We start from the raw sequence: 22,974 nt of genomic DNA, 5'->3' as shown, positions 1-22,974 counted from the left end.
GGCGGCGTCAGGGGGACCGGGAGCGTGGTCCGCTCAGGACTCCTCGATCTCGACGGTGCGGGCCTCCGTCACCTCCCGCTTCGGGAGGGTGATGGTCAGGACGCCGTTGCGCATCCGGGCCGCCACGTTCTCCGTGTCGACCTCGTCCGGCAGTCGGACCGACCGGTGGAGCTCACGGTGGGTCCGCTCGTGTCTGAGGTAGTGCTCCTCCTCCTCCTCGGTCTCTGCCTCGTGTTCGGCATCGATCTCCAGTCGGTGGTCGGTCACGCGGATCGAGACCTCGTCGCGTTCGAACCCCGGCAGGTCGACGGCGACGACGAACTCGTCGTCGTGTTCGACGAGGTCGAGCGACATCTCCTCGCCCTCGGTGGCCCACCAGGCGGCCGGACCGTTGCCCGACCACGAGCGTGTCGCCTCCTCGAACTGGCGATTCATCCGTTCCGTGAGGCGCATCAGTTCCTCGAACGGATTGTTGCGTGAGCTCATTGCTGTTGCCTCCGTCCGGATGTACGTCGAACGGCAGAAAGTATCATGTGGCGGATTAGAATCCATATGGTTGCCAGTCGCGGACGAACGGGCTCCTGTCTGTGGGTTTCGGCCTCCCCATCGCGAAATCCACAACGAACTTGTCCCATGGGACCGAACACCTCGGTATGGTCGAACGAGACGACTCCACGGAGAACCTCTCGACCGTCGGCTCGGGCCGTGTCGACGAACTGTTCGACGAGATCGACACCACGGTCGGTCGGCTCGACGAGCTGGCCGACGAACTCGAGAGTCTGCGTCGTCGTATCGAGGCCAACGAGGGTGAGACCTCCGGCCACGTGAAGGACCGGGTCACCGCGGACGCCGACGGGCTGACCGACGAGGCGGCCGCCGCCAGCGAACGACTCGCGGCGAAGCTCGAGGCCCTGAAACGAACGGTCTGACCTGCCCCGGTCAGGAGGGGTCGGCTCAGTCGGTCCGGGCCGCTTCGTGGAACTCGAGGAGCTCCTTGTACCGGTTGCGGATGGTCACGTTGCTCACGTCGGCGGCCTCGCTGACCCGGTCCTGCGTCAGCCGCTCGCCGGTGAGCTGGGACGCAGCGTACAGTGCCGCCGCCGCCAGCCCGACCGGGCTCTTGCCCGTGAAGGCGCCGGTCCCCTCCGCGGCGGTCAGGAGCTCGCGTGCCTGTCGTTCCGTCTCCGGTCTGGCGTCGAGTGCCGACGCGAGCCGACCGACGTACTGCTGCGGGTTCGCGGGCTTGACGGGGAGCTCCAGCTCGCGCACCAGGTACCGGTACGCGCGCTTGAACTCCTGTTCGTCGATGCGGCTCACCGCGGCCACCTCGTCGATGCTACGGGGGTTGTCCATCTGACGCCCCGCCGCGTACAGCGCGGCCGTCGAGATGGCCTCGATGGTGCGTCCCGGGAGCAGGTCAGCCGCCTGGGCGCGCCGGTAGATGACGCTCGCGGTCTCACGGACGTCGTCCGGGAGACCGAGGGCGCTCCCCATCCGCTGGATCTCGCCGAGCGCCTGCTTCAGGGTTCGGTCGTCGTGACTCTTGGCCCGGAAGCGCTCGTCCCAGGTGCGGAGCCGACTCATCCGCCGTCGCTGCCGCGGACTCAACGTGGAGCCCCGCCCGTCGCGGTTCTCCCAGCTGATGTGACTGGAGAGGCCCTTGTCGTGGAGGAGCTGGGTCGTGGGTGCCCCGACCCGGCTCCGGCTCGTGCCCTCGCCGTCGTCGAACGACCGCCACTCAGGTCCGCGGTCGACGTGCCGCTCTGTGACCACGAGGCCACACTCGACGCACGTCGTCTCCGCGTGCTCGGCGTCGGTCGTGAGGCGAGCCCCGCACTCGGGACACGTTGTCTCGTGCTGGCTGGTGCTCTCGATCGGACTCTCCGCTTCGATCTCGTGCTGTCCCTCCGTCGCTCCTGTCTTCGTATCTACAGAACTCATTGCGTCGTCACTCGGGGCCGACACGCGACCGTCCCGGACCCGAATTCACTAACCATACGTAACCGCGTTACGTATATAAACTTGTCGTCGGCACGGGGCTCGCCGCCGCTGCTCGACGGGTGCACCCTCCGGAGCGTTTTCACCGTGGCCGACGTAGTTCCGCACGGCCATGCCCGCAGAAACCGACCGCGAGACGGTTCGGCGTGCCCGCGAGCACCTCTCCGAGTGGACCTTCAACGCCCGTGACCAGGCCTACTCGGAGCTCTTCGAGGGTTCCGGCGCCGCACTTACCGACGCGGAGCTCCGCGAACTCGACCGCATCGACTCCGACCTCACCCGACGTGGCGAGCCCGGTATCTGGGGGGCGGACGAGTACGGCATCGTCCACGACGGGGGTGCCGACCCCGGTGAACCGGGCGTCGTCTGTACCCTCCATCCAGAGATCCCCTACGAGGGTTTCAGGGGCGAGGAGAGCCTCGACGAGGCCGCACGCGAACAGTACAACGACCTGCTCTGGACCTACTGCGAGCGAGTCGCGGAGTACATCCAGGCGGACCTCGACGCCTTCCGCCGCTCGGAGTCGAACTGAGGCACACGGGTCCGGTCGGGCGTTCACTGGACCTTACCGCGTGTTCGCTGTCCATACTTAACGGACTGGCCCCCGAGTAGGGCGTCCGGAGCCATGCCAATCAGTGATATCGCACGGACCGGTGTCATCACGATACACAAGGACCAGACGGCCGGCAACCTCGCGACCGTGATGAAGGAGGAGGAGGTCGGGAGCGTGGTCGTCGAGGAGGACGACGTCCCCGTCGGCATCGTCACCGACCGCGACCTCGCACTCGAGGTGCTCGAACCCCGGGCCGACCCCCGGGAGGTGACGGTCGGGGACATCATGTCGAAGAACCCCATCACGGCCCACGAGGACGACGGCGTGTTCCAGGTCACCGAGGCGATGTACCGGGGCGAGGTCCGCCGGCTCCCGATCGTCGACGACAACGGTGAACTCGCCGGCATCGTCACCCTCGACGACCTCGTGGTGTTGTTCTCCGACGAGATGACGGGTCTCGCGGGGGTCATCGAGGCCGAGTCACCGAGCTACTGACCGTTCCGAACGCCCACACGCTCATGCCCGAGACCGACGAGGCGGACGACGAGCGGCCCTACGAGTGCGAGCTCTGCGACGATTCGTTCCGGACGGAGGCCGAGCTCGAGGACCACGTCTGGGAGTACCACGAGATGGACGGCGACGTGCCGCCCTGAGCCCCCGGCCAACCCAGCGCTCGCCCAGCCTCACGCCACCTGCTACTGGAACATCGTCGGCCCGGTGGGCTCCTCGGGTGGCTCCTGACGTTCGGCGGCCATCATCTGCTGGTAGTGTCTCGAGATCTCCTCCATCTGCGTGCGGATCTCGTCGGCCTGCTCCGCCAGCTCCGTGGTGTCGATGTCGAAGTCGACGAGCGGTTCGAGCGCGGTCTCGATGACGGACTGTGCAGCGGCCGGGTCCGGCAGGAACGGGTTCGCCTTCACGACGAGTACCGACGCCGGGACGCCGGCCTCGTGGCAGGCCGAGACGAGCGCACCCGTGATACCACCGACGAGGCCGAAGCCGTCCGCGATACGGATGTCGGCGGCACGGAGCTCGGACTCGACCTCGTCCGTGGTCGCGACGCCGAACACGTCGCCGATCTCCGCTTCGTTCTCGGCCGGCGCGCCGGTCAGGAAGATGACGCGCTCGAACTCGGTCGCCAGGTCCTCGAGGACGCAGTTCGCGAGCGGGTCGAACGCCCGACCGGGCAGTGCCACGTCGCTCTGGAGCGTCATCACGGGTGGCTCGGCCCGCGCGTACACCCGGACGAGGTCCTGCACGCGGCCGTCCTTGAACGGGGCGACGGACGGGAACTCGTCCGAGACGATGCTTCCGTAGTGTTCGAGCTCGAGCTGTCTGGTGACGAGGTCCGTCGCGATGGCGGCGACGAGCCCGTGGCCCGGCAGCCCCTCGATGAGATAGGGTTCGTCGGCCTGTACGTCGGTGTACCGCTTGAAGGTCGCGGTCGGTGTGGGTTGGGACATGGGTAGTGCTGGAGTACGGTCGTCAGTCCATCCATTCCGAGACGCCGAGGATGGTGTCACAGACGGGACAGACCCAGACGGTGGCCACGCCGGAGTGCTCGCCGGGTTCACCACCGTTCCGTGGTGTCACCTCCTCCTCGCAGTGCGGACAGCGTCCTGTCATGTGGTCACGCGTCGCGAGCGAGGATAAAAGTTCGTCGTCGGTTACCGAGGAAGCACCCGGCTGTGACGGCCCCGTCACCGGGAACTCTCGCCGAGGTCGAGGACGAGTCCGTCCCCCGCACGCTCGAAACTGGTGTCGAACCGTGCCGACAGTGCGCGCATCCGCTTTCTCGACCACACCGCCACCCCGGGACCGGCCCGGTGGACCGCACAGTTCCCGATCTCCGTCGGGACCAGTCGGAGGCTCGCTGGGTCACCTCTGGTCGTCGTCCTGAGTTCGAACAGAAACGACCGGTCGTTCCGCAGCTCGTCGTCGACCGCGTAGTCGTCGACGAAGTCGCCGGTGTCGTAGAGGATCGGCCGCCCCCGGTACACCTCGACTCCCTGGAAGACGTGTGCGCTGTGGCCGTGGACGACGTCGACGCCACCGTCGATCAGCCAGTGTGCGAGGCGTCGGAATGCCTCGGGTGGCTCCGTGACCATGTTCGGCCCCCAGTGCAGTGAGGCGACGACGAGATCGGGCTCGGTCGAGCCGGCCCGGTCCAACGCCGCTCCGAGCGCCTCGCGGGTCCCATCCTCGTCACCGTGGATGTCGACGTACGCCGTCCCCGGTGTCCGCTCCGTCGCCGCGTACTCGGGCGTGTTGTCGGTGACCGAGACGACCGCGACGTCGAGTCCATCCAGCTCGAACCTTGCCGGCGCGAAGGCAGCCTCGCGATTGCGGCCCGCGCCGGCACGCGCGAATCCGCCCTCGTCGAGCCAGTCCAGCGTGTCGAGGAGTGCCTCCTCCTCGAAGTCGAGGACGTGGTTGTTCGCGAGCGCACAGCAGTCGACGCCGGCCGCGTCGAGCGCCGGCAGCGCCCACTCGGGGTCCGCGCGGAACCGGAACGCCCGCCGGGTCCGCTGCCACGGGGTGCCGCGCTTCGAGAGGCAGCACTCCAGGTTCACGAGCAGGCCGTCGAGCGACTGGAGCCGCTCCAGCACGTCGCCCCACACGGCGGTGACCGGCCGACGAGTCTGGCGCTCGTCGACGTTCCGACCGAGCATCACGTCGCCGGTGAGCCCGAGCGTCGGTGCCATGGCGTGTATGGACGGACGAAGCGTGGATAACAGCCACGACGGTTCAGCCCCGGTAGGCGGTCTCTTTCCCCGCGTCCGGCCACACCGCACGTCGAGGAGACGGGGTTCCACGTCCGACACCCCAGCTGCCCCTCGACCTCGGTCCCGGACCCCTCGCAACTGCCGGCTCAGACCCCCTCGTCCTCCGCACTCAGGAAGGTCCGATGCTCGGCGAGGTAGTCGTAGCCACCTCCGAGGACAGCCCCGTAGATCGCGTACGCCACGAACGTCACGACCAGGAACGGGATGCTCTCACCGACCGTCCGTCCCTCCATCCCGATGGCGTAGAACACCGAGACCGCGTATCCGAGCCAGACGATGGTGGCGAACACGACGCCGTGGGTGAGGCCGGACTCACCGGGCAACCCCCACGTGAACCCCGCGAACAGCAATGGCCAGGCGATGGCGAACAGGAGGAGGAACCAGACGAAGGTGAGGAGCGTCGCGGTCGAGGTGGCAAGTCCGCAGTTCGGGCTTGTCGCGACCGCGCAGGACCGCATGAACGTCGAGAACACGAACAGGTCCGGGCCACTGAGGAACACGTCCGCGATTAACAGCAGGACGAGGAGTACGACCGTGGCCGCGAACCCACTGCTCAGGCTGCTTCGGACGGGGTCCATGGCGGCCATTCGTGGCTGGTATGGAATAGTATGCACCGGGTTATCGCAGTCGAGGCGGTCAGAGAACAGTCACAGGGGGGTGCGGAGCGGGCCTTCTCAGGGGGCGTGACAGCCGTCACCCCGATCCGGATGGGCCGCACAGCGGGGGTAAGCCGAGGTTTCGACCGACGGGTGACCCGTGGGCGGAGTCCCTGGGGTGGCGGGTCACCCACCGTCGGTACAGGACGCGATGGAGTCGGCCAGGACCGCCTCCAGCCCTGTCCCCCCGAACCCCGGACAGGGGTTGAGGTCGACGGCGTACCACCGGTCCGCCGTACGAACGAGGTCCACACCGATTCCTCGCATACCCAGCGTGTCCATCAGCGTCTCGATACGGTCCACGTGCTCGGGGACCGGGTCGGCCCGCCCGACGATGGTCTTCTCGCCGTCGAGCTTCGAGGTCGCCCTGAGGACCACCGTCCGGTACCGCTCCCCGTCGTGGACGGTGTAGTACTTGTAGTCGACCCGTTCGCAGGGAAGCAGGGGTTCGTACACGTCGCCATCGCCGTTGATCTCGAGGACGTCGTCCCAGTGGTAGAGTCCCTTGGCGACGTAGTCGCAGTCGGGCTTCGTCCTGGTCACGTCCGGGACGTGGAAGCCGACGGTCTCGAGCGCACAGAGCTGGCTCAGCCGCGAGATGCAGACCTGCACCCCCGTCGCGCTGTTCCACGTCGGCACCCCGTGTCGCTCGGCGGCCACGAGCGACCGGACCGACCCAGGCCGTGTGTGCTTCGTGACGAACGCCGCGAGTCCGTCGAGCACGTCGACCGGCAGGGTCCGGGTCGCGTCGAAGTATCTGACGTCGAACCCGTCCGCGACGAGCCGGTCGCCCACGACCGAGAACACCGGGTGCTCGGGGTCACTCGTGATGCCGATGCGGGGCCGGCCGCCGTCACCGCTCACCCTGCCACGCATCGTTCGATATCCGCGATGGACTTCATCTCGAGCACGTTGAACGGCGCGCCGATGCGTTCGGCCACCTGCCGGAACTCCGGGAGGACGTCGTGGGAGTCCCGCTGGCCGTCGTTGTCGTGGAGGTGGACCACCCGGATACGGTCGCCGAACGTCTCGACGTACTCCGCGACGTCGACACCGGTGACCTTGGCGTGGCCCACGTCGAGCGTCACGCCGAGGTACGGCGAGTCCACGCCGACATCGTCGAGGAACGACGCGAGGCGCGCCGGCGTCTCCGTGTTGCGCTCCTGGCTCTCCTTCCGTCGCTGGTTCTCCACGCAGAGGTGCATCCCGATCTCGTCGGCGTGGACTGCACACTCCCGGAGCGACCGGACCGCCTGCCGGCGGGCGATACTCCGGATCCGGTCGGGGTAGCGGCGCGGGACCGAGCCGCCGTGCACGACGACGGCCCCGGCACCGGCCGCCAGCGCGGTGTCGAGCGACCGCTTCACGCCGTCGACGGCTGCCTCCCGGAGCGGCTCGTTGAGGTTGGCCAGGTTCGACCCGCGGAACGGGGCGTGGAACGTGTAGCTGAGGTCGCGGTCTGCGGCCAGTTCCCGCAGTTCCCGCGGCGTCGGTGCCTCGGGATGGACGTCGAGGTACCCCTGCCGGAGCTCGACGTGGTCGAGTCCGAGCCCGGTGACCAGGTCGACGAACTCGTCGATCGGGACCTCGTATCGCAGGTCGAGCGCTGCACCGAACCGCATCAGCGCTCCCCCGACAGCGACCGTGGATGGACGTACATACCACCCAGTTCGGCGCGAACCCATTTCACCTTGCCTCCCGGGGTGGCGAGCCCTGGCGGACAGTCGGCCGCTTCCCGACCGGTCTCGAACGGGGGCGGCCGGACGGTGACTGACGGCTCCGCGTCACCAGCCCTCGACGCGTGGGCGGCCGCCGGTCACGCGCCGGAGGCGGTTGTAGAGCGCCGCGAACGCGTAGCCGCCGAGGAACCCGTCGAGGAACGCCCAGAGGGCGCCGACGAGCAGCCCCGACCCGCTCTCGTCGTACCCCCGGTAGACGTCGGCGAGCAGTCGTTCCCACCGTCTCCCCCAGCCGATGCGGGCGGTGATTCCGAGCAGGACCACCGCCGCCGACCAGAGCAGTCCACACGCCAGTCCGAACGCCGAGCTGTCGAGTCTCGTGGTCGCCATACCGTGGTGTTCGGCATCGAACCGCTTAGGTCTCCCCTCGGACTGCCCTGTCCCCCGATCGACTCGGTGACGGAGCCCGCCACACCTGTCCCGCCGCGGTTGCTCGTCCGTCGAGCAGTCGGGTAATCGGTGTAGAACAATGTGGGACACCACCGTCCGGGTAGGGCGCACATGTCCTCACGGGTCCACCTGTCCCGAGGGGTCGCTCGACACGTCCGGCGAGCACGCCGCTCGGAGAACCGCGCGCCGCGGCCGGCATCGATGAACCGCGAGCCGTGGTTGGCAGGGCGGATCGCTCCCCTCCCCGGCCTCCAGCCCGCGCGGCGTCGAACGGAGACGGAACCAGCGGTCCGCTGCAGTGACCGACCCGGGCCGGCGGTGGCGCCGTGAACCGCGAACGTCTCTCGCTGGGAGTCCACGCCGCCTCGGCGGCGGCGCTCCTGTTGCTGCTGGCTGTTCCACCCGTCCTGGACCCGAGTACGGGCCTCGAACCGTACTACTCGGCGACCTGGCCGGAACCGCTGGCGCTCGGCCTCCTCGCCTCCGGAACGGTCGCCGGTGCACTCCTCCAGACCGGGGGATTCGTCGAGCGGGAGACGCTCGCCGGGCTGGTGGTCGTCGTGGCCGGCGCATTGCTCCTCGTCGCCACGGGCTGGGCGCTCCTCGGCCAGGGGCAGGCGGCCGTGGGGTTGCCGACCATGCGGGAGTTCGTCTACCACCGCTGGGTGGTTCTGGCCTTCGCGGCCGTCACCTTCGGAACGGCGCTCTGGTACGCGGACATCGTTCGTCGAACCATGCGGGAGTCCGCGTCGTCGGAGTAGGGCGTCCCCGTCGTGTGGTGGTCGGTCAAACGGGAGGGGTGCCATCATCTGTCGGACCGGAGGCTGCACGTTCCTCCGGTGTGTGTCGCCAGCGTCACCACACCCGGACAGTTCCGGGTGCAGTCACGACCCCCCGAGGACCGATCGTCCCGGTGCCCCTCGCAGACCGGGTCTCCCGCTCGGGACACCGTTCGGGCGCGGTCCGGTTCTCCAGCCCCTCAGTGGCCGCGGCAGAACATCGATGTCCGCTCTGGCGGTCGAAGCACGGTGGCACATCGCGCCTGCTGTTCGCCGAGCAGCCGTCGGAGAGACGAACCGCTCCTGGTCTGCCCGTCTCCGCTGGCGACCGGGTTCGTCCTCACGTCCGGTTCTCGGCTCGTCGTCCACAAGGGCTGATTGATGCCGCCGTCCGTGTCGACCGGCCACCCGACACTCGTTCCGGCGATGCCCTCGCGTGGCTCCGGCGTCCCATCGTCGGAGACCTGTGCCTCGATGAAGCCGACGCGGACGACGACGTCACGGCCCAGCTCCTCGGTCAACTGGTCGTCCCAGCGTTGGGCGAGGTCGGGTGGTGCTTCGAGATCCCGTGGAATGGCCACCAGGACGTTCACCTGCGGCTGGTTCCCGAGGAGCACGTCGACCGGTTCGTAGTCGACCGTCACGGAGACGAGCTCGACGCCCTCGATGTCCGCCTCCTCGAACCCTTCCTGGAACTCGGTTCGGGTCTGCTGCTCGAAGGACTGGGTCTGGAACGTCGTCCAGGTGACCAGACCGAGGGCGATTGAGAGGACGGCGATGCCGATGGCGAGCACGACGATTCGCGAGAAGACCGCCGCGCGGACGCCCTCGAACTGCCCCGCCTCGAGGGGTTTGAACCCCGCGAGCCAGAACAGCACGAGCGCCGAGACGTTGATGGCGAGTAGGTTCACGACCACCAGCACCGAACCCGCGATGGCGACTCCCGGGAGGCCGAACGCGATTCCCAGCCCCGAGGTCGCTGCGGGCGGGACGAGCGCGACGGCGATGGCAACGCCGACCAGGGTCGATCCGGAGCCCCGCATGATGCTGAGTGACCCGGCTATCCCCGACCCCAGTGCCAGGAACAGCGACAGGAAGTTCGGACTCGTCCGCTCGGCGATCTGCGGAATGGTTCGGATGTCGAGTCCCGGTGCGATGAGTATCGTCTGCTTGAGCAGCCAGCCCATGACGGCGGCGGTGAGTATCGCGGTGAGTAGACCGGTCACCTGGAGCGTCACACCTCGAGAGGTCATCTTCGAGTCGGCGAGTATCGCCCCGACGCTCGCGGAGATCGCTGGTCCCATCAGCGGCGCGACCACCATCGCCCCGATGATGGTCGCCGCGGAGTCGAGCAAGAGCCCGGTCGTCGCGATGACGGTGCTCAGGACGAGGAACGCGAAGAACGTGGATGTCGCCGGCGCGAGGTCCTGGGCGCGTGCGTACAGCTCCTCGCGCGAGATACGGAGCCCGGGGAACCGTTCGATGAGCGCGGAGAGGCGTTGCGAGACGACGGTCTCGGTCGGCAGCACGATGGTGTAGGCGTCGTCCCGGACGCCGGCCTCGACCAGTTCGTCCATCACCGGTTCGACGCCGCTCGGGGGGACGGGGAACTGGACCATCGCCTCGAACTCCTCGCGTTGGACCTCGTCGAAGACGGCGTAGTCGATACCCTGGCTGTCGAGCGCCTCGAGCACAGTCTGTCGTGTCCCCGTTGGAATCAGTACCTGAACGAGTCGCATGAGTTGGTGGGTCCCCGGTCATCAGCTGTCCAGATGGCCGGGGTCGTGGTTTCCGCTCGCTACCGAGGCACCGGGCCTGACCGGGAGCGCCTCGGATCAGCCCGCGACCTCCTCGGCTGCGAAGGTTTCCCGGAGCTTCGTCTCGTCCTCGGGCGACAGGTTCGTCTCGATGATCTCGAACTCGTACTCGAAGTCCGCCAGTTCCGACTCGATGCGGTCGATGTTCGCATCCCGCGTCAGCATGAACAGGGCGGAGCTGCCGGGCTCGACCGCGTCACTGACCTCCTTGATGAACGAGTCGTCGATGCCGAAGTCCCCGAGCTTCCCGGAGATGGCTCCGGCGGCCGCACCGGCGATGAGGCCGAGCCACGGGGCGAAGAACAGCAGGCCGATGAGCATGCCCCAGAACGCCCCGCCGAGGGCGCCCGCGCCGACGAGGCTGTGTGCCTGCTTGACCTTCGCCCGGCCTTTCTCGTTGCGGACGACGACCGCCGCGTCCTCGATGGTGATCAGCTCTCGTTTCTGCAGTTCGTACATCTTCTCGCGCATCGCCTCCGCACCTTGCATCTTGTCGAACGCGAGTACCACAAGGGAACTCATGGGCCGCAATTGCAGGGAGCGGGCCTTAGTTAAGAACACTCATAGAGCGGTAACTACGGCGTAGATTCGGAGAACGCAGTCTCACCGTGGAATCACCGTTCTCGTCGACCAGCCATCTGGTGCTCGTCGTCTCACGGACGTGTCGGCGTTGCGGTCGCCAGGGCCATCACTCACTCGTCCGTCGATTCGTGCACCCGGGCGACGGGGTCGCCTTTTCTCGGCCGGTGCGAACTGCATCGGTTGGAACTGAACAGGCCAGCGATGGCAGGTGGAGCGGTCCGTGGGCGGAGCCGTCGGGTCGGGTGCTGTTCCCGGGAACCGTGGCGGTCGGCAGTAGGCAGCGGTTCGCAGCGGTAGGACCACCGAAACGACAGATGCGAGCGGTGCGACGTCCCCCCGAAACACGCTCGATACCAGTGCGGAAACGACTGCCGAACATCGCGTCAGTGCCGACGAGAGTGGCCACAGAGGAGGGGTGGAGTGGAGCGAGGAGTCGGGCCGGCGCGTCGCCACAGACACACCTGACCAGTTCGACCCCGACCAGCGCGTCGCGGTCGAACCAGGACTGTCGGGCCACCTCGGGAACTAGCCACTGATCGGTCGCTCGGTCTCGACCGTCTCGGTGCTCGTGCGCCGTCCCATCGTCGCCAGAGCGATGCCGGTGGCCACCAGGTTCAGCCCGAACAGGAGTCCGACCGCCCAGGTGGCGGTGCTGGGGAACCCCAGCCAGAGCAGCACCCCGGCGAGCAACGAGATGATGCCGCTCCCGAGCAGGAGGCCCCAGCCCTCCTTGCCGCGGTCGCGGAGTGCCCAGACTGTCTCGAGGATACCGTCGACGAGCAGGAACGCGATGACGAGCACCGTCAGCGTCGCCAGGCCGAGCACGGGGTTGGCGAGCAGGCTGATGCCGGCGAAACCGTATAGCAGGCCGAGCACTATCTGCCAGAGGCGGGAGCCGAGGCGGCGTCTGCGACCGAAGGCGTGTGCGACGTGGACCAGTGCCCCGACGACCAGCAGGCTGCCGAACAGCAGCGAGAGCGACAGCCCGGTGACGAACGGGAAGAGGATCGCCAGCAGACCCAGTATCCCGATGATGATGCCGCCGACGACGGCTCCCATCGAATCGTCTATCTCGCTCACCGTATCCGCTGATGTAATGACCATGGTCTCACCGTTCGTACAGACGACAGGACGGGAGAAAAACCGTTATTTCCAGATACGACACCGACTGCGACCTGCTACCTGCAGGATACGTCCGCGATGTGAACGTCGCCGACCTGCGGTGCCTGCTCCTGGTGTGACTCCCGGGTACCGACTGTCGAGTGGTCCGCCACCACGCCGTCCGGTTCTCCGACGGCGCTGGAGCGCCGTCTCTCGACGACCGCTCGGTGGCAGCGAGCCCCCATCTCTCGCGGTCTCCACCCCAGGGACACCCCCTGCCTCGCGGCCGTCACAGACCGGTCACCAGCTGGCCTCGATACGGAAATAATAGAAATGACAGCTCCCGTCGAATAGTGCGACCGAGATGGGTCAGCCGACCTCTCGACGGAGTCCCCGATATGACTGACACGTACTACCTCATCAGCGACCTCCACATCGGCGGCGACGAGCAACTTGAGCAGGTCGACTTCCTCGACGAACTGCTCGCGTTCCTCCGAGAGCTCGAGGAGAGCGACGAGGACGCGGAGCTGATAATCAACGGCGACGCGTTCGGGCTGTGGGAGTTCACGCAGGTCGAGGGTCCGGCGAAGCTCGACGCCCTCCTCGACCGCTACCCCGAACTGTTCGCCCAGCTCCAGGCGACCGGCCGTGAGATACCGATCACGCTCATCCCGGGCAACCATGACTACGAACTCGCCGCGTACCCGGAGTACGTCGACCGACTGGCCGAGTACAACGTCACGCTGGAACAGGAGGTGTCGATCGAGCGGTCCGTCGGCGAGCACGTCGTCCACGTCGAACACGGGATGCAGGAGGACCCGAGCAACCGGATCCCCGACTTCGGCAACCCCTACGCGAATCCGCCGGGCTACTTCGTCAACCGGCAGATAACGAGCCGAGCGGGCCGTCTCTCCGACCGAGGGAAGTACAACTGGCTCAAGGACATCCAGGCCGTGACGCCGATGACACAGATTCCCGACTGGATGATCTCGAACTACTTCTATCGGGAGATGAGCGCGTGGCTCAGGTACGCTGTCGTTCCGTTCCTCCTCCTGTTCAACGTCGGCGTGCTCTACGTTGCGATATTCGCGCTCGACTGGTTCGGGCTGTGGTCGGCGCCCCTCACAGCCGTTCTAGAGTTCCTCGAACTGTTCGGCCCGGCCGGAGAACTGGTCAGGCTCGTTCTGGTTGGGAACCTGGTGCTCATCCTCCTGTTGCTGGCCATCGCGATTCCACTCTCCGTGTTCGTGCGGGATGCCCGGAAGACGCTCAGACGGTTCGGTTTCGTGCGGTCGCGGGGAGACGCCGACCCCGTCGAGAAGTACATCGATAGGGCCCGAGCGGTGTTCGCCTCGAACCCTCGGGCCGCCGTGTACGTCTACGGACACACGCACCGCCCGTCGTCGACCGAGGTGGACGACCGGCTCGTCATCAACACCGGCACGTGGCTCAAACGGTTGCGCCGCATCGACCCAGTCATCGGCGTCGTCCCGCCGGTCTTCTACTCGTCGTACCGTCTCAACTACTTCCGGCTCTCCCCGGCGGATGACGGCGGCGTCCTCGTCGAGTACGAGGTGATCGAGAAACCCGACCCGGACGACGAGACGCTGCTCCAGCGCCTCCTCACCCGGTCCCCGAAACAGCAGACTCCGGTGCCCGCCCGGACCGTCGTCGATCCGGCCGGGGAGTTCGACCGGCAACTGGAGGAGACGGACGCCACCACCGGTGACGACGAGATACCGAGACAGCCTTCAGACTCATGACACCGGACGATGACACGGTCACGAGGGCCGGGATAGCCTGCCAGGGCGGCGGGAGCCACACGGCGTTCACCGCGGGCGTGCTCGCCCGCCTTCTCGAGGAGGACGACGTGGCGTTCGACCTCGTCGGCCTCGGCGGCACCTCGGGTCGTCGTAGACGATGGCGAGCTGCCGTTATCTGACTCTTTCCGTCTCCCGTGCGGCCACACGAGGATCGACGGTACTACCGCCCTTCAGGTTGAATGGGTTCTATACCCTGCTCAACGGTGGATACTGTTTACTGCTGTTGCTGTCGACCACTTCGAAGCCGATGAAACGCGTACTCATCACCGCCATCGTTGCACTGGTTGGAATCGTCGCGATCGTCGCAATCGCACTTCGTCGTCGTGGGCGAGAGCTCGGTGAGTCGTAACAGGAACGCACTGCCGCAACCCGCGACGGCACGTTCCGCGACAGAACTCTCCAGCATCCCGGGACGTCTCTCTCGGTGACGTTCGGTCCGACCAGGGGTTTTCAACGTATCTACAGAGGAAACAAGGCGAGTGCCTCGGGGCTTGACCCCGAGGCGGTTCACGTGGGCTAGAGACTCGATTCTGTCCCGCTTCACGGTCCGGTGAATCAGGTTCTGCGTCGTCCGATGTCGGTCGGGCGGATCGTTCCAGGCGAGCGTGCTGGATTCGACGCCAGCGAGTGAACACCCCGGACACCTGTCTGTGACCGGTCTCAGGCCCTCTCAGACCCATCCCCCGTCGGCTCCTCCTGATCCGCGAACGCTCCTCGGTCGTCGTCGAGGCTCTCCGTCGACCCTGCATGGTCACCAGCCCAGACCGTCTCGAAGACGGCCTTGACCATCCCGATGAGGATGGGACCGTAGAAGATGCCGACGAACCCGAACAGCGCGAGACCGCCGAAGATACCCACGACGACGAGCGCGGGGTTCAACCGGCCCGCCTGCCCGCCGATGAGCGGACGCAGGTAGTCGTCGCTGACGCTCACGACGACGGCTCCGTAGAGCAGGAAGGCCACCCCCGCCAGCGGTCGCCCGACAGCGAGCAGGTAGATCGATGTGGGGACGTAGACGAACGATGGGCCGACGACCGGGAGGAACCCGAGAATCGTGGTGACGAGCGCCCAGAACAGGACACCCGGCAGGCCGAGGAGGAAGAACGCGATGCCGGCGAGCAGTCCCTGTATGACTGCGACGGCGACCTCGCCGACTACGGCGCCGAAGGTGAGCGCGTCCGCACGCTCGGTGAGTTCCCGCCACTGGTCGTCCGGGAGCGGTGTCTGGGCGCGGACCCACTCGAGGAGATCCGGCCCGTCGACGAGCGCGAAGTAGAGGACGAACGCCAGCACGGTCAGGACGAGGACGGCGTCGGTGAACCCCCCGAAGAGAGCGAGTGCGCTGCGAAGCAGCGTCCCGGCGTCTATCGACCCCGCCGAATCGGTGAGGAACCGCTCCAGGGTCAACTCACCGCCGAACAGCTCGCCGTACACCGCCTCTCCGCCGTCCGGGACCAGGCTCTCCTCGCGAACGACGGCCAGGATCTCTCGGATCCCATCGACGAGCGCCGACGCGAGGAGGAGAAACGGCAACAGCAAGAAGAGCGTGAACGCGACGATGAGGCCGAGTGCAGCGACCCTGTCTCCGACACGGGGTGCCAGCCGACGATAGACGGGTCGCAAGACGTAGGCGATCAGCAGGGCGGCGAGAACCGGTGTGAGGTACGGTGCGATGAGGACTCCCGCCACGAGCACCGCGAGGCCGACCACCGCGACTCTGAACACGCTAGCAGAGTCCATGGTAACAGTTCCGTGGAGCGAGATAAATTCGTTTGGGAGCAGCCCTCTCTTCGGGGTCCTCGGCCTTGTCGAAACGCCGCCCGACGGGTCGATCCCGAGTCGGTCCGGCTGGCCCCCGGTGCAACCTCGGAGTGGTGTCCTCGACAGGGTCACGAAACCACCTCGCTCGGTCGCCGTCTCCCGCTCGACACCGGTGTCAATCCTGCGGGCTCGACTCCTCCTCCAGGCTCTCGACGAGGCGCGAGTTGAGGACGACGTTGATCGGAACCAAGAGCACCCAGGTGAGCATCGCCCAGGTCGGGTCGACGCTCGCGACTGCGATCGAGCCCGCGAACACGATGGGGGAGATCAGGAAGCGAGTCGCCTGGATGCCGACGGTGCGGGATGTGAGCCCCGCCTCGATGAGTTCCCTTCGCGACGCGTAGATCCAGAGGGAAGCGAGGGAGAGGCCGGTGAGTGCGAGGACTGCAGCGATGAACGAGACGCCGAGTCGGTTCGGATACGTGCTGAACACGCTCGTCGCGTAGGGGACGAAGGCCACGAGCAACAGGAAGAGGAGGTTGAGCCAGACGATTCTCCGGTCGTGTGCCTCGATGTGGATGAAGATCCGTCGGTGAAGTGTCCAGTAGAGTCCGATCACCAGGAAGCTGAGCGTGTAGCCGAGGAACTGGTGCGACTGCTCGAAGACGAGCTCCGCGACGATCGATGGGGGTGTCCCTGCGGGCACCTCGGGGACGGCAATCTCCAGGACGAGCAGCGTGATAGCGATCGCGATGACACCGTCAGACAGTGCGAGCAGGCGGCCGGTCTCCTCCGCTTCGCGTCGGAACGGTAGGGCCATACTCCATCTACGGTAGGCAGGGACAAGGGACTATGTGAGTGCGCGACTCGGTGGCCGGGAGCGACTTCGGTCGGTCCCTGTCCTGCAGCATCGGGCGGGCGTGTTCACCCGACACTCGGGCTTCGAGCCCACTCGAGTGGCTCAAGAGACCTCGAGCTGCCCAGACACGCTGACTGGACTCGGGTCCACATCGATGCCCTCCTCGACGAGGCGCCCCAGCACGTTGCGGACGTACGCCGTCCGTAGCCGATTGAAGTCCGAGCGGGACGGCTTCGACATCCAGACCCGTGCCCGCAGGCCGACGAATGTGTCGCCCAGTTCGGCGATCCTGACACTCGGCGCGGGTTCGGCCATGATCTCGGGGAAGGCCCGGGCCTCGTCCTCGATGATCTCGATCGTTCGGTCGATGTCGGCGGGGCTGACGTCGAACTGCACCGAGATGCGGAGTCGGCCGAACGCCTCCGGGTTGGTGACGGTCGTGTTCGCCAGCGTCGAGTTCGGGACGGCAATCTGTTCGTTGTCGAACGTCCGGAGACGCGTGATCCGGAGGTCGATCTGCTCGACCCGGCCCCGCTGGTCGTCCCACTCGATCCAGTCGCCGACCTCGAACAGGTCCTCGTTGATGATGTACAGTCCCGCCAGCAGGTTCCCGATGATGTCGTTCGCCGCCAGCCCGACCGCGATCGCGATCGCACCGGTGACAGCCGAGAGCGCGGTCGTGATGGAGCCGAACCCCGCGACGGACGTTGCGATGCCGAAGGCGAGCGCCGCGCTCCCGATCTGTCCGGCGAGGCGAGCCATGCTGACGATAGACGAGTCTACGCCATGGGCGGTCATCCACCTGGTCAGTCTCCTGACGACGACGAATCGGGCGAGGAAGTAGACGACGACGAGCCCGATCAAGAACACGGTGAACCCGCGAACGAATCCACCCTCCAGGGCGGATATCTCCTCGACGAACGTGTCGATTTGCAGTACTGGATAGGTCGCCCAGGGGGAGTCGAACGACATACTGCGAGTAGGGTATCGCGGCGTAAATTGTTAGGGAGGAATACCTGCTCGACAGGCCTTGAAACGCGATAAACCGGCGACTGCTGCCACACAAATCCCCGCTTTCTCACGGGTAAGGTCACCGTCGTCTCTGAAGGAACTGCATTACTTTGGTGGAACGTTGATAATTCGAGTCATCGGCTCCTGCCCGCTTCCGGGCCACCTCACGCGCTGGCGAGCGAGTCGGAACTGCCGGGGGTTCTCCCGACGCGGGTCGGCCGGTCACGCTGCGCCACGTACACATGCCAGACCAGGAATTTCACGGCCACATCGGCCGAACGTACGACGAATCGGAACCGTGGTGGCCCGAACAGACACGAGCACCCGAGGACGCTCCGAACGTGTTGCTGATAACGCTCGACGACGTCGGCTTCGGCCAGCTCGGCTGCTACGGCGGGTTGGTCGACACACCGAACATCGACCGCCTCGCCGAGAACGGGCTGCGGTACAACAACTTCCACACGACGGCGCTCTGTTCGCCGACGCGCTCGTGTCTGATGACCGGTCGCAACCACCACTCGAACGGGATGGCCGGCATCACGGAGATCTCGACCGGCTTCCCGGGCTACAACGGACACATTCCCCACGAGAACGGGATGATTCCGGAGATGCTCGTCGAGGAGGGCTACAGCACGTACCACCTCGGCAAGTGGCACCTCACACCGGCCGAATCCACGAGCGCGGCAGGCCCATACGACCAGTGGCCGCTCAACCGGGGCTTCGAGCGGTACTACGGCTTCCTCGGGGGCGACACCGACCAGTACACGCCGGCGCTGGTCCACGACAACCACCAGACTGAACCACCCGCCACACCCGAGGAGGGCTACCATCTGACCGAGGACCTCGCCCAGCGGGCCATCGAGTTCATCGGGGACACCAAGCAGGTCGACCCGGACAAGCCGTTCTTCACGTACTTCTGCCCAGGCGCGTGCCACGCCCCGCATCAGGTTCCCCAGGAGTGGGTCGAGAAGTACGAGGGCAAGTTCGACATGGGCTGGGACGAGGCCCGCGAGGTCATCCTCGAACAACAGAAGGAGATGGGCGTCGTCCCCGAGGACACAGAGCTCTCGCCGCGCAACCCCGACGTGAACGAGTGGGCCTCGCTCTCGGAGGACGAGCAGGAGCTCTACGCGCGGATGATGGAGGTCTTCGCCGGGTTCTTGGAGCACACGGACGCCCAGATCGGAAAGGTACTCGATTACCTCGAGGAAATCGACGAGTTGGACGACACGCTCGTGATGCTGGTCTCTGACAACGGCGCGAGCGCCGAAGGGGGCCACACCGGCTCGGTGAACGAGAACAAGTTCTTCAACAACGTCCCCGAGGACCTTGAAGAGAACCTGGAGGCGATGGACGACCTGGGTGGGCCGGAGCACTTCAACCACTACCCATGGGGCTGGGCGTGGGCGGGCAACACGCCGTTCCGGCGCTGGAAGCGCGAGACGTATCGTGGCGGTGCGAGCGACCCGCTCGTCGTATCGTGGCCGGAGGGTATCGAGGCCGAGGGCGAGGTGCGCGAGCAGTTCGTCCACGCCATCGACGTCGCGCCGACCATCCTCGAAGCGACCGGCATCGACGCGCCCGAGGAGGTGAAGGGGTACTCACAGTCCGATATCGTGGGCACCAGCTTCGCGTACAGCTTCGACGAACCGGACGCCCCTGAACAGCACACCACCCAGTACTTCGAGATGCTGGGGACTCGGGCAATCTACCACGACGGCTGGCGGGCCGTCCACCCCTGGCCGCTCGGCGAGCCGATGACAGCAGAGGCGCTTTCGGCGACCAGCCTGGAGGAGTCGGGCTGGGAGCTCTATCACGTCGAGGAGGACTTCGCGGAGGCGAACGACGTCGCGAGCGAACACCCCGAGAAGGTGCTCGAACTCGCCCAGCTCTGGTGGACCGAGGCTGGCAAGCACAACGTCCTTCCCCTCGACGGTCGCTCCACTCAGCGCCTCGCGGAAACCCGGCCGCAGCCGGGCAAGCCCCGCGACCAGTACGTCTACCACCCCGGTGGCCAGTATATTCCCGAGAACGCCGCTGTGAGAGTGTTCAATCGCGACCACAGCATCACCGCGGACCTGACGATACCGATGGGTGGCGCCGAGGGCGTCCTCCTCGCCCACGGCTCGTATCTCGGTGGATACTCGTTGTACGTGATGGACAACCGCCTCAAGTTCGTCCACAACTACGTCGGCTCCGAGGAGTACGAGGTGGTCGCCGACCAGATGCTGCCCGAGGGCGACGTCACCGCCCGCATGGAGTTCGAGGTGACCGGTGAACCGGACCTCCCGAACGGGAAGGGGGCCCCGGGAACCATTCGACTCTACTACGACGACGAGCAGGTCGGCGAAGGCGAAATTCCGGTGACGACACCCATCACCATCGGTCTCACCGCCGGTCTGAGCTGTGGGAAGGACAGCGTCAGCGCCGTCACCGACGCCTACCGAGACCGCGCGCCGTTCGAGTTCACCGGGGACATCGCCCGGGTGACAGTCGACGTCAGCGGCGAGCCGTTCGTCCACGAGGAGGCCGAACTGGACCGCATCATGGCCCGGGAGTGACGATGGCGGGAACGGGACCAGCGGCGGACGCCGACGAGACCCCGGGCCGGGAGACGGTCAGGATTCCCGGCGGGACGTTCCGGATGGGCTCCGAGGAGTTCTACCCGGAGGAGGGACCGGTCCGCGAGGTGCAGGTAGACGGCTTTCGGATGGACGTGGCCCCCGTGACCAACGCGGCCTTCGCCGCCTTCGTCGAGGACACCGGCTACACGACGCTCGCCGAACGCGAGCCCGACCCCGCTGACTACCCCGGTGCCGACCCGGACGACCTCGTCGCCGGGTCCGCCGTCTTCACCCCGCCGGACGGCTCGGTCGACCTTCGAGACCCGAGCGGCTGGTGGGAGTACGTCCCGGGCGCGGACTGGCGCCACCCGCTCGGTCCCGACAGCTCCATCGACGACCGGATGGACCATCCAGTCGTCCACGTCGCCTACGAGGACGCCGCGGCGTACGCCGAATGGGCGGGCAAGCGCCTCCCGACCGAGGCCGAGTGGGAACGGGCCGCCCGCGGTGGGCTGGCGGGGAAGCGATTCGTCTGGGGCGACGAACACGTCCCGGACGGCCAGCTCATGGCGAACACCTGGCAGGGGGAGTTCCCCCACGAGAACACGGCCCTTGACGGCTACGAGCGCACCTCGCCCGTCGGCGCGTTCCCCGCCAACGAGTTCGGCCTCTACGACATGGCCGGCAACGTGTGGGACTGGACGAGCGACTGGTTCAGCGCCGACCCGTCGGCCGGGGACGCCCCCGCCTGCTGTACGCCGACGAACCCGCGCGGTGTGTCGGAGGAGCAGAGCGTCGACCCCCGGGACCCGTCGGAGATGCCCCGTCGGGTGCTCAAGGGCGGCTCGCACCTCTGTGCGCCGAACTACTGCTTCAGGTACCGACCGGCGGCGCGCTACCCCGAACCGGTCGACACCTCCACGAGCCACGTCGGCTTTCGCTGCGTCGAATCACTGCAGGACTAACCGGATGACTCGTTCAGGACCTGTCCGGACGGCACGGGGTCCGGCGCTTTCACGGCGAGAGGCAGGCCGATGACCGTGGGCCCCGGGACGGGAGCGCTCACCCCGACACTCCTGCAGGAGGCGACGACCGGGGGCTTCCCGGTCGCTGCCACCCTGTGCACCGTCGCTCTCGCGCTGGTTCACCTGCTCGCGAGCCACCGTCGATATCTTGCGTACGAGCGGCGGCGCCCCCTGCTGTCGGCCGCGGGCGGGTCGACAGTGGCCTACGTCTTCGTCCTCCTGCTCCCGGAGGTGAGCGAGATGGCACTGGTCGTGGGTGAACTCCGCGGAGAGGCGCTGCTCGCGGAGCAAATCGTCTACCTGATGGCACTGTTCGGGTTCGTGCTGTTCTACGGGGTCGAGGTCGTCGTCGCGCAGCGTGCGAGCGACGAGGTCCAGGCGGAACCGCTCGTCTTCTGGGCCCACGTCGCCGTCTTCGCCGTGTACAGCGCGCTCATCGGCTATCTGCTCTTCCACCAGGAGGTGCCGGGTCTCTCGAACCTGCTGTTCTACGCGCTGGCGATGGGACTGCACTTCGGGATCTCCGACCATGGACTGCGCCGGTATCACGGTGAGGAGTTCGACCGGACGGGTCGCTGGATTCTCGCGGGAGCCACGCTGGTCGGTGGCGGCCTCGGACTACTGCTCGACAGCGGCGGGCTGCTGCTCTCGATGCTGTTCGGATTCGTGGCGGGTGCGGTCATCCTCAACGTCATCAAGGAGGAACTTCCGGACCTGCGGGAGAGCCGCTTCATGGCGTTCGTCGCCGGCGCGCTCGCGTACACGCTCGTCCTGCTGCTGGTCTGAGAGCCCGCATGGCTGTGTGGAGGTGGTACTGTCCCTCTCGCTCCCTCCGGACCCGTGAGTGAGAAAGGCCGGGCAGCGGTGACCGCCCCCGCAACCGTCGCTGACGGAAACCTGTCGTGGGTCAGCTCCCCTGTGCGGCCGCCGTGATGCCCAGACACGGGTGTTCACCGGGGTTCTCGCTGTGGTATGGCTCTCCGGCCTCTATCAGCATCGAATCGCTCGTCGACAGCTCGATGGAGTCGTCCTCGGTGTGGAGGACGAGGTCGCCCTCGAGTACGATGACGACCCGCTCGTGGTCGTGCGACCGTCGCTCCGACGTCTCACCAGGCGATCTCTCGAACCAGTCGACAGAGTCCGGGTCGTCAGCTCCCGCGTGGTCGGTGACCACGTGTTCCAGATACGCCGTCCGTGCACCGTCCGCGGACGCGGCGAGCGCCTGCCACGAACAGCCCGGCTGGGGACACCTGTTCATCGTCTTGCTCGGTTCTTACCGCCAGGTAGCATATGCCTTCCGTTCGGTCGATGGTTGGTAGCAGCCTGTGACCACCGCTGGAAACGCGGGACAGTCGCGGGTTCGTGACGGTCGTGTCACCGGCGGCGCAGGTCCGCGCCCCCGGCCATTCAAGCTGGCCTATCTCTCGCAGCGCTTCGGTGAGGTGGGGGTTTCCCTGACGGGCGACCGACATCGGGAGAGCGACTTCAGATGGTGATGCTCCCCGTCGCGCCCAGAGACGCTCATTGCCC

Annotated in this window: 25 protein-coding genes and 1 pseudogene; 10 read left to right on the top strand and 16 right to left on the bottom strand. The window is 66.9% G+C overall.

Features of this window, described 5'->3' with window-relative positions; genetic code table 11:
• Positions 1 to 33 precede the first annotated feature (33 nt).
• The gene (locus ACSG06_RS18700; protein ID WP_440991806.1) at positions 34 to 486 is read right to left on the bottom strand and encodes an Hsp20/alpha crystallin family protein; all 453 of its coding nucleotides are present in this window, start codon (positions 484 to 486) and stop codon (positions 34 to 36) included.
• 167 nt (positions 487 to 653) lie between these two features.
• Here ACSG06_RS18700 and ACSG06_RS18695 point away from each other — a divergent pair, with 167 nt between their 5' ends.
• On the top strand, positions 654 to 929 hold the full coding sequence (locus tag ACSG06_RS18695) for a hypothetical protein (protein ID WP_440991805.1): 276 nt from the start codon (positions 654 to 656) through the stop codon (positions 927 to 929).
• 25 nt (positions 930 to 954) lie between these two features.
• Here ACSG06_RS18695 and ACSG06_RS18690 read toward each other — a convergent pair whose 3' ends face one another.
• Complete coding sequence (locus ACSG06_RS18690) at positions 955 to 1,941, bottom strand: transcription initiation factor IIB (RefSeq protein WP_440991804.1); 987 nt, start codon at positions 1,939 to 1,941, stop codon at positions 955 to 957.
• A gap of 169 nt (positions 1,942 to 2,110) precedes the next feature.
• Between ACSG06_RS18690 and ACSG06_RS18685 the strand changes: the two genes are divergently transcribed.
• The 3 genes from ACSG06_RS18685 to ACSG06_RS18675 all read left to right on the top strand — a co-directional run bounded on the left by ACSG06_RS18685 (position 2,111) and on the right by ACSG06_RS18675 (position 3,204).
• On the top strand, positions 2,111 to 2,530 hold the full coding sequence (locus tag ACSG06_RS18685) for a DUF7539 family protein (RefSeq protein WP_440991803.1): 420 nt from the start codon (positions 2,111 to 2,113) through the stop codon (positions 2,528 to 2,530).
• A gap of 93 nt (positions 2,531 to 2,623) precedes the next feature.
• Positions 2,624 to 3,046: a CBS domain-containing protein gene (locus ACSG06_RS18680; protein WP_440991802.1), complete on the top strand. Its 423-nt coding sequence runs from the start codon at positions 2,624 to 2,626 to the stop codon at positions 3,044 to 3,046.
• Between the two features lie 23 nt (positions 3,047 to 3,069).
• A complete protein-coding gene (locus ACSG06_RS18675; protein ID WP_440991801.1) occupies positions 3,070 to 3,204 on the top strand; it encodes a hypothetical protein in 135 nt (44 codons plus the stop codon).
• A gap of 42 nt (positions 3,205 to 3,246) precedes the next feature.
• Here the strand turns inward: ACSG06_RS18675 and ACSG06_RS18670 are convergent, their stop codons facing one another.
• From ACSG06_RS18670 to ACSG06_RS18640, 7 genes are all read right to left on the bottom strand, one after another.
• On the bottom strand, positions 3,247 to 4,014 hold the full coding sequence (locus ACSG06_RS18670; RefSeq protein ID WP_440991800.1) for a proteasome assembly chaperone family protein: 768 nt from the start codon (positions 4,012 to 4,014) through the stop codon (positions 3,247 to 3,249).
• Between the two features lie 22 nt (positions 4,015 to 4,036).
• Positions 4,037 to 4,177, bottom strand: a complete 141-nt coding sequence (locus ACSG06_RS18665) for a phage terminase large subunit family protein (protein ID WP_256401645.1) — start codon at positions 4,175 to 4,177, stop codon at positions 4,037 to 4,039.
• 74 nt (positions 4,178 to 4,251) lie between these two features.
• A complete protein-coding gene (locus ACSG06_RS18660; protein WP_440991799.1) occupies positions 4,252 to 5,256 on the bottom strand; it encodes a CapA family protein in 1,005 nt (334 codons plus the stop codon).
• Positions 5,257 to 5,423: 167 nt separating this feature from the next.
• Complete coding sequence (locus tag ACSG06_RS18655; RefSeq protein ID WP_440991798.1) at positions 5,424 to 5,915, bottom strand: DUF6789 family protein; 492 nt, start codon at positions 5,913 to 5,915, stop codon at positions 5,424 to 5,426.
• 204 nt (positions 5,916 to 6,119) lie between these two features.
• Positions 6,120 to 6,857: an ATP-grasp domain-containing protein gene (locus ACSG06_RS18650; protein ID WP_440991797.1), complete on the bottom strand. Its 738-nt coding sequence runs from the start codon at positions 6,855 to 6,857 to the stop codon at positions 6,120 to 6,122.
• Positions 6,854 to 7,615 (bottom strand): sugar phosphate isomerase/epimerase family protein, encoded by a 762-nt coding sequence (locus tag ACSG06_RS18645; RefSeq protein WP_440991796.1) that lies wholly within the window; start codon positions 7,613 to 7,615, stop codon positions 6,854 to 6,856. Before ACSG06_RS18645 ends, ACSG06_RS18650 begins: the two co-directional genes overlap by 4 nt.
• A 162-nt stretch (positions 7,616 to 7,777) precedes the next feature.
• Positions 7,778 to 8,062, bottom strand: coding sequence for a bacteriophage holin (locus tag ACSG06_RS18640; RefSeq protein ID WP_440991795.1), 285 nt, complete (start codon positions 8,060 to 8,062; stop codon positions 7,778 to 7,780).
• A 386-nt stretch (positions 8,063 to 8,448) separates the two neighbouring features.
• On the opposite strand from ACSG06_RS18640, the gene ACSG06_RS18635 reads away from it, so the two are divergent.
• The gene (locus ACSG06_RS18635; protein WP_440991794.1) at positions 8,449 to 8,883 is read left to right on the top strand and encodes a DUF7548 family protein; all 435 of its coding nucleotides are present in this window, start codon (positions 8,449 to 8,451) and stop codon (positions 8,881 to 8,883) included.
• 218 nt (positions 8,884 to 9,101) lie between these two features.
• Here the strand turns inward: ACSG06_RS18635 and ACSG06_RS18630 are convergent, their stop codons facing one another.
• The 3 genes from ACSG06_RS18630 to ACSG06_RS18620 form a co-directional block, all read right to left on the bottom strand.
• Positions 9,102 to 10,640: a TIGR00341 family protein gene (locus tag ACSG06_RS18630; protein WP_440991793.1), complete on the bottom strand. Its 1,539-nt coding sequence runs from the start codon at positions 10,638 to 10,640 to the stop codon at positions 9,102 to 9,104.
• Between the two features lie 96 nt (positions 10,641 to 10,736).
• A complete protein-coding gene (locus ACSG06_RS18625; RefSeq protein ID WP_440992108.1) occupies positions 10,737 to 11,207 on the bottom strand; it encodes a DUF1269 domain-containing protein in 471 nt (156 codons plus the stop codon).
• A gap of 618 nt (positions 11,208 to 11,825) precedes the next feature.
• Positions 11,826 to 12,404, bottom strand: coding sequence for an HdeD family acid-resistance protein (locus tag ACSG06_RS18620; protein ID WP_440991792.1), 579 nt, complete (start codon positions 12,402 to 12,404; stop codon positions 11,826 to 11,828).
• 395 nt (positions 12,405 to 12,799) lie between these two features.
• Between ACSG06_RS18620 and ACSG06_RS18615 the strand changes: the two genes are divergently transcribed.
• Positions 12,800 to 14,164: a metallophosphoesterase family protein gene (locus tag ACSG06_RS18615; RefSeq protein WP_440991791.1), complete on the top strand. Its 1,365-nt coding sequence runs from the start codon at positions 12,800 to 12,802 to the stop codon at positions 14,162 to 14,164.
• Positions 14,161 to 14,310 (top strand): annotated as a pseudogene (locus ACSG06_RS18610) (patatin-like phospholipase family protein); the annotation flags it as partial. The gene ACSG06_RS18615 and the pseudogene ACSG06_RS18610, both read left to right, overlap by 4 nt.
• Before the next feature lie 574 nt (positions 14,311 to 14,884).
• Here the strand turns inward: ACSG06_RS18610 and ACSG06_RS18605 are convergent.
• From ACSG06_RS18605 to ACSG06_RS18595, 3 genes are all read right to left on the bottom strand, one after another.
• Positions 14,885 to 15,964, bottom strand: coding sequence for an AI-2E family transporter (locus ACSG06_RS18605; RefSeq protein ID WP_440991790.1), 1,080 nt, complete (start codon positions 15,962 to 15,964; stop codon positions 14,885 to 14,887).
• A gap of 196 nt (positions 15,965 to 16,160) precedes the next feature.
• The gene (locus ACSG06_RS18600) at positions 16,161 to 16,805 is read right to left on the bottom strand and encodes a TMEM175 family protein (RefSeq protein ID WP_440991789.1); all 645 of its coding nucleotides are present in this window, start codon (positions 16,803 to 16,805) and stop codon (positions 16,161 to 16,163) included.
• Between the two features lie 141 nt (positions 16,806 to 16,946).
• Positions 16,947 to 17,816, bottom strand: a complete 870-nt coding sequence (locus ACSG06_RS18595) for a mechanosensitive ion channel family protein (RefSeq protein ID WP_440991788.1) — start codon at positions 17,814 to 17,816, stop codon at positions 16,947 to 16,949.
• 281 nt (positions 17,817 to 18,097) lie between these two features.
• On the opposite strand from ACSG06_RS18595, the gene ACSG06_RS18590 reads away from it, so the two are divergent.
• The 3 genes from ACSG06_RS18590 (at position 18,098) to ACSG06_RS18580 (ending at position 22,230) form a co-directional block, all read left to right on the top strand.
• The gene (locus tag ACSG06_RS18590; protein ID WP_440991787.1) at positions 18,098 to 20,416 is read left to right on the top strand and encodes an arylsulfatase; all 2,319 of its coding nucleotides are present in this window, start codon (positions 18,098 to 18,100) and stop codon (positions 20,414 to 20,416) included.
• 2 nt (positions 20,417 to 20,418) lie between these two features.
• Complete coding sequence (locus ACSG06_RS18585) at positions 20,419 to 21,384, top strand: formylglycine-generating enzyme family protein (RefSeq protein ID WP_440991786.1); 966 nt, start codon at positions 20,419 to 20,421, stop codon at positions 21,382 to 21,384.
• A gap of 69 nt (positions 21,385 to 21,453) precedes the next feature.
• Positions 21,454 to 22,230: a hypothetical protein gene (locus tag ACSG06_RS18580; RefSeq protein ID WP_440991785.1), complete on the top strand. Its 777-nt coding sequence runs from the start codon at positions 21,454 to 21,456 to the stop codon at positions 22,228 to 22,230.
• Between the two features lie 121 nt (positions 22,231 to 22,351).
• Here ACSG06_RS18580 and ACSG06_RS18575 read toward each other — a convergent pair whose 3' ends face one another.
• The gene (locus tag ACSG06_RS18575) at positions 22,352 to 22,702 is read right to left on the bottom strand and encodes a cupin domain-containing protein (RefSeq protein ID WP_440991784.1); all 351 of its coding nucleotides are present in this window, start codon (positions 22,700 to 22,702) and stop codon (positions 22,352 to 22,354) included.
• Between the last annotated feature and the right edge of the window lie 272 nt (positions 22,703 to 22,974).

Origin of the sequence: Haloarchaeobius baliensis (assembly GCF_052060055.1) — an archaeon.
Classification (GTDB): Archaea; Halobacteriota; Halobacteria; order Halobacteriales; family Natrialbaceae; genus Haloarchaeobius; species Haloarchaeobius baliensis.
This window is presented reverse-complemented; position numbering and strand designations above follow the sequence as displayed.

Coding starts and splice junctions, on each gene's coding strand:
- ACSG06_RS18700 (WP_440991806.1), bottom strand. CDS start 486: ATGAGCTCACGCAACAATCCGTTCGAGGAACTGATGCGCCTCACGGAA.
- ACSG06_RS18695 (WP_440991805.1), top strand. CDS start 654: ATGGTCGAACGAGACGACTCCACGGAGAACCTCTCGACCGTCGGCTCG.
- ACSG06_RS18690 (WP_440991804.1), bottom strand. CDS start 1,941: ATGAGTTCTGTAGATACGAAGACAGGAGCGACGGAGGGACAGCACGAG.
- ACSG06_RS18685 (WP_440991803.1), top strand. CDS start 2,111: ATGCCCGCAGAAACCGACCGCGAGACGGTTCGGCGTGCCCGCGAGCAC.
- ACSG06_RS18680 (WP_440991802.1), top strand. CDS start 2,624: ATGCCAATCAGTGATATCGCACGGACCGGTGTCATCACGATACACAAG.
- ACSG06_RS18675 (WP_440991801.1), top strand. CDS start 3,070: ATGCCCGAGACCGACGAGGCGGACGACGAGCGGCCCTACGAGTGCGAG.
- ACSG06_RS18670 (WP_440991800.1), bottom strand. CDS start 4,014: ATGTCCCAACCCACACCGACCGCGACCTTCAAGCGGTACACCGACGTA.
- ACSG06_RS18665 (WP_256401645.1), bottom strand. CDS start 4,177: ATGACAGGACGCTGTCCGCACTGCGAGGAGGAGGTGACACCACGGAAC.
- ACSG06_RS18660 (WP_440991799.1), bottom strand. CDS start 5,256: ATGGCACCGACGCTCGGGCTCACCGGCGACGTGATGCTCGGTCGGAAC.
- ACSG06_RS18655 (WP_440991798.1), bottom strand. CDS start 5,915: ATGGACCCCGTCCGAAGCAGCCTGAGCAGTGGGTTCGCGGCCACGGTC.
- ACSG06_RS18645 (WP_440991796.1), bottom strand. CDS start 7,615: ATGCGGTTCGGTGCAGCGCTCGACCTGCGATACGAGGTCCCGATCGAC.
- ACSG06_RS18640 (WP_440991795.1), bottom strand. CDS start 8,062: ATGGCGACCACGAGACTCGACAGCTCGGCGTTCGGACTGGCGTGTGGA.
- ACSG06_RS18630 (WP_440991793.1), bottom strand. CDS start 10,640: ATGCGACTCGTTCAGGTACTGATTCCAACGGGGACACGACAGACTGTG.
- ACSG06_RS18625 (WP_440992108.1), bottom strand. CDS start 11,207: ATGCAAGGTGCGGAGGCGATGCGCGAGAAGATGTACGAACTGCAGAAA.
- ACSG06_RS18620 (WP_440991792.1), bottom strand. CDS start 12,404: ATGGTCATTACATCAGCGGATACGGTGAGCGAGATAGACGATTCGATG.
- ACSG06_RS18615 (WP_440991791.1), top strand. CDS start 12,800: ATGACTGACACGTACTACCTCATCAGCGACCTCCACATCGGCGGCGAC.
- ACSG06_RS18605 (WP_440991790.1), bottom strand. CDS start 15,964: ATGGACTCTGCTAGCGTGTTCAGAGTCGCGGTGGTCGGCCTCGCGGTG.
- ACSG06_RS18600 (WP_440991789.1), bottom strand. CDS start 16,805: ATGGCCCTACCGTTCCGACGCGAAGCGGAGGAGACCGGCCGCCTGCTC.
- ACSG06_RS18595 (WP_440991788.1), bottom strand. CDS start 17,816: ATGTCGTTCGACTCCCCCTGGGCGACCTATCCAGTACTGCAAATCGAC.
- ACSG06_RS18590 (WP_440991787.1), top strand. CDS start 18,098: ATGCCAGACCAGGAATTTCACGGCCACATCGGCCGAACGTACGACGAA.
- ACSG06_RS18585 (WP_440991786.1), top strand. CDS start 20,419: ATGGCGGGAACGGGACCAGCGGCGGACGCCGACGAGACCCCGGGCCGG.
- ACSG06_RS18580 (WP_440991785.1), top strand. CDS start 21,454: ATGACCGTGGGCCCCGGGACGGGAGCGCTCACCCCGACACTCCTGCAG.
- ACSG06_RS18575 (WP_440991784.1), bottom strand. CDS start 22,702: ATGAACAGGTGTCCCCAGCCGGGCTGTTCGTGGCAGGCGCTCGCCGCG.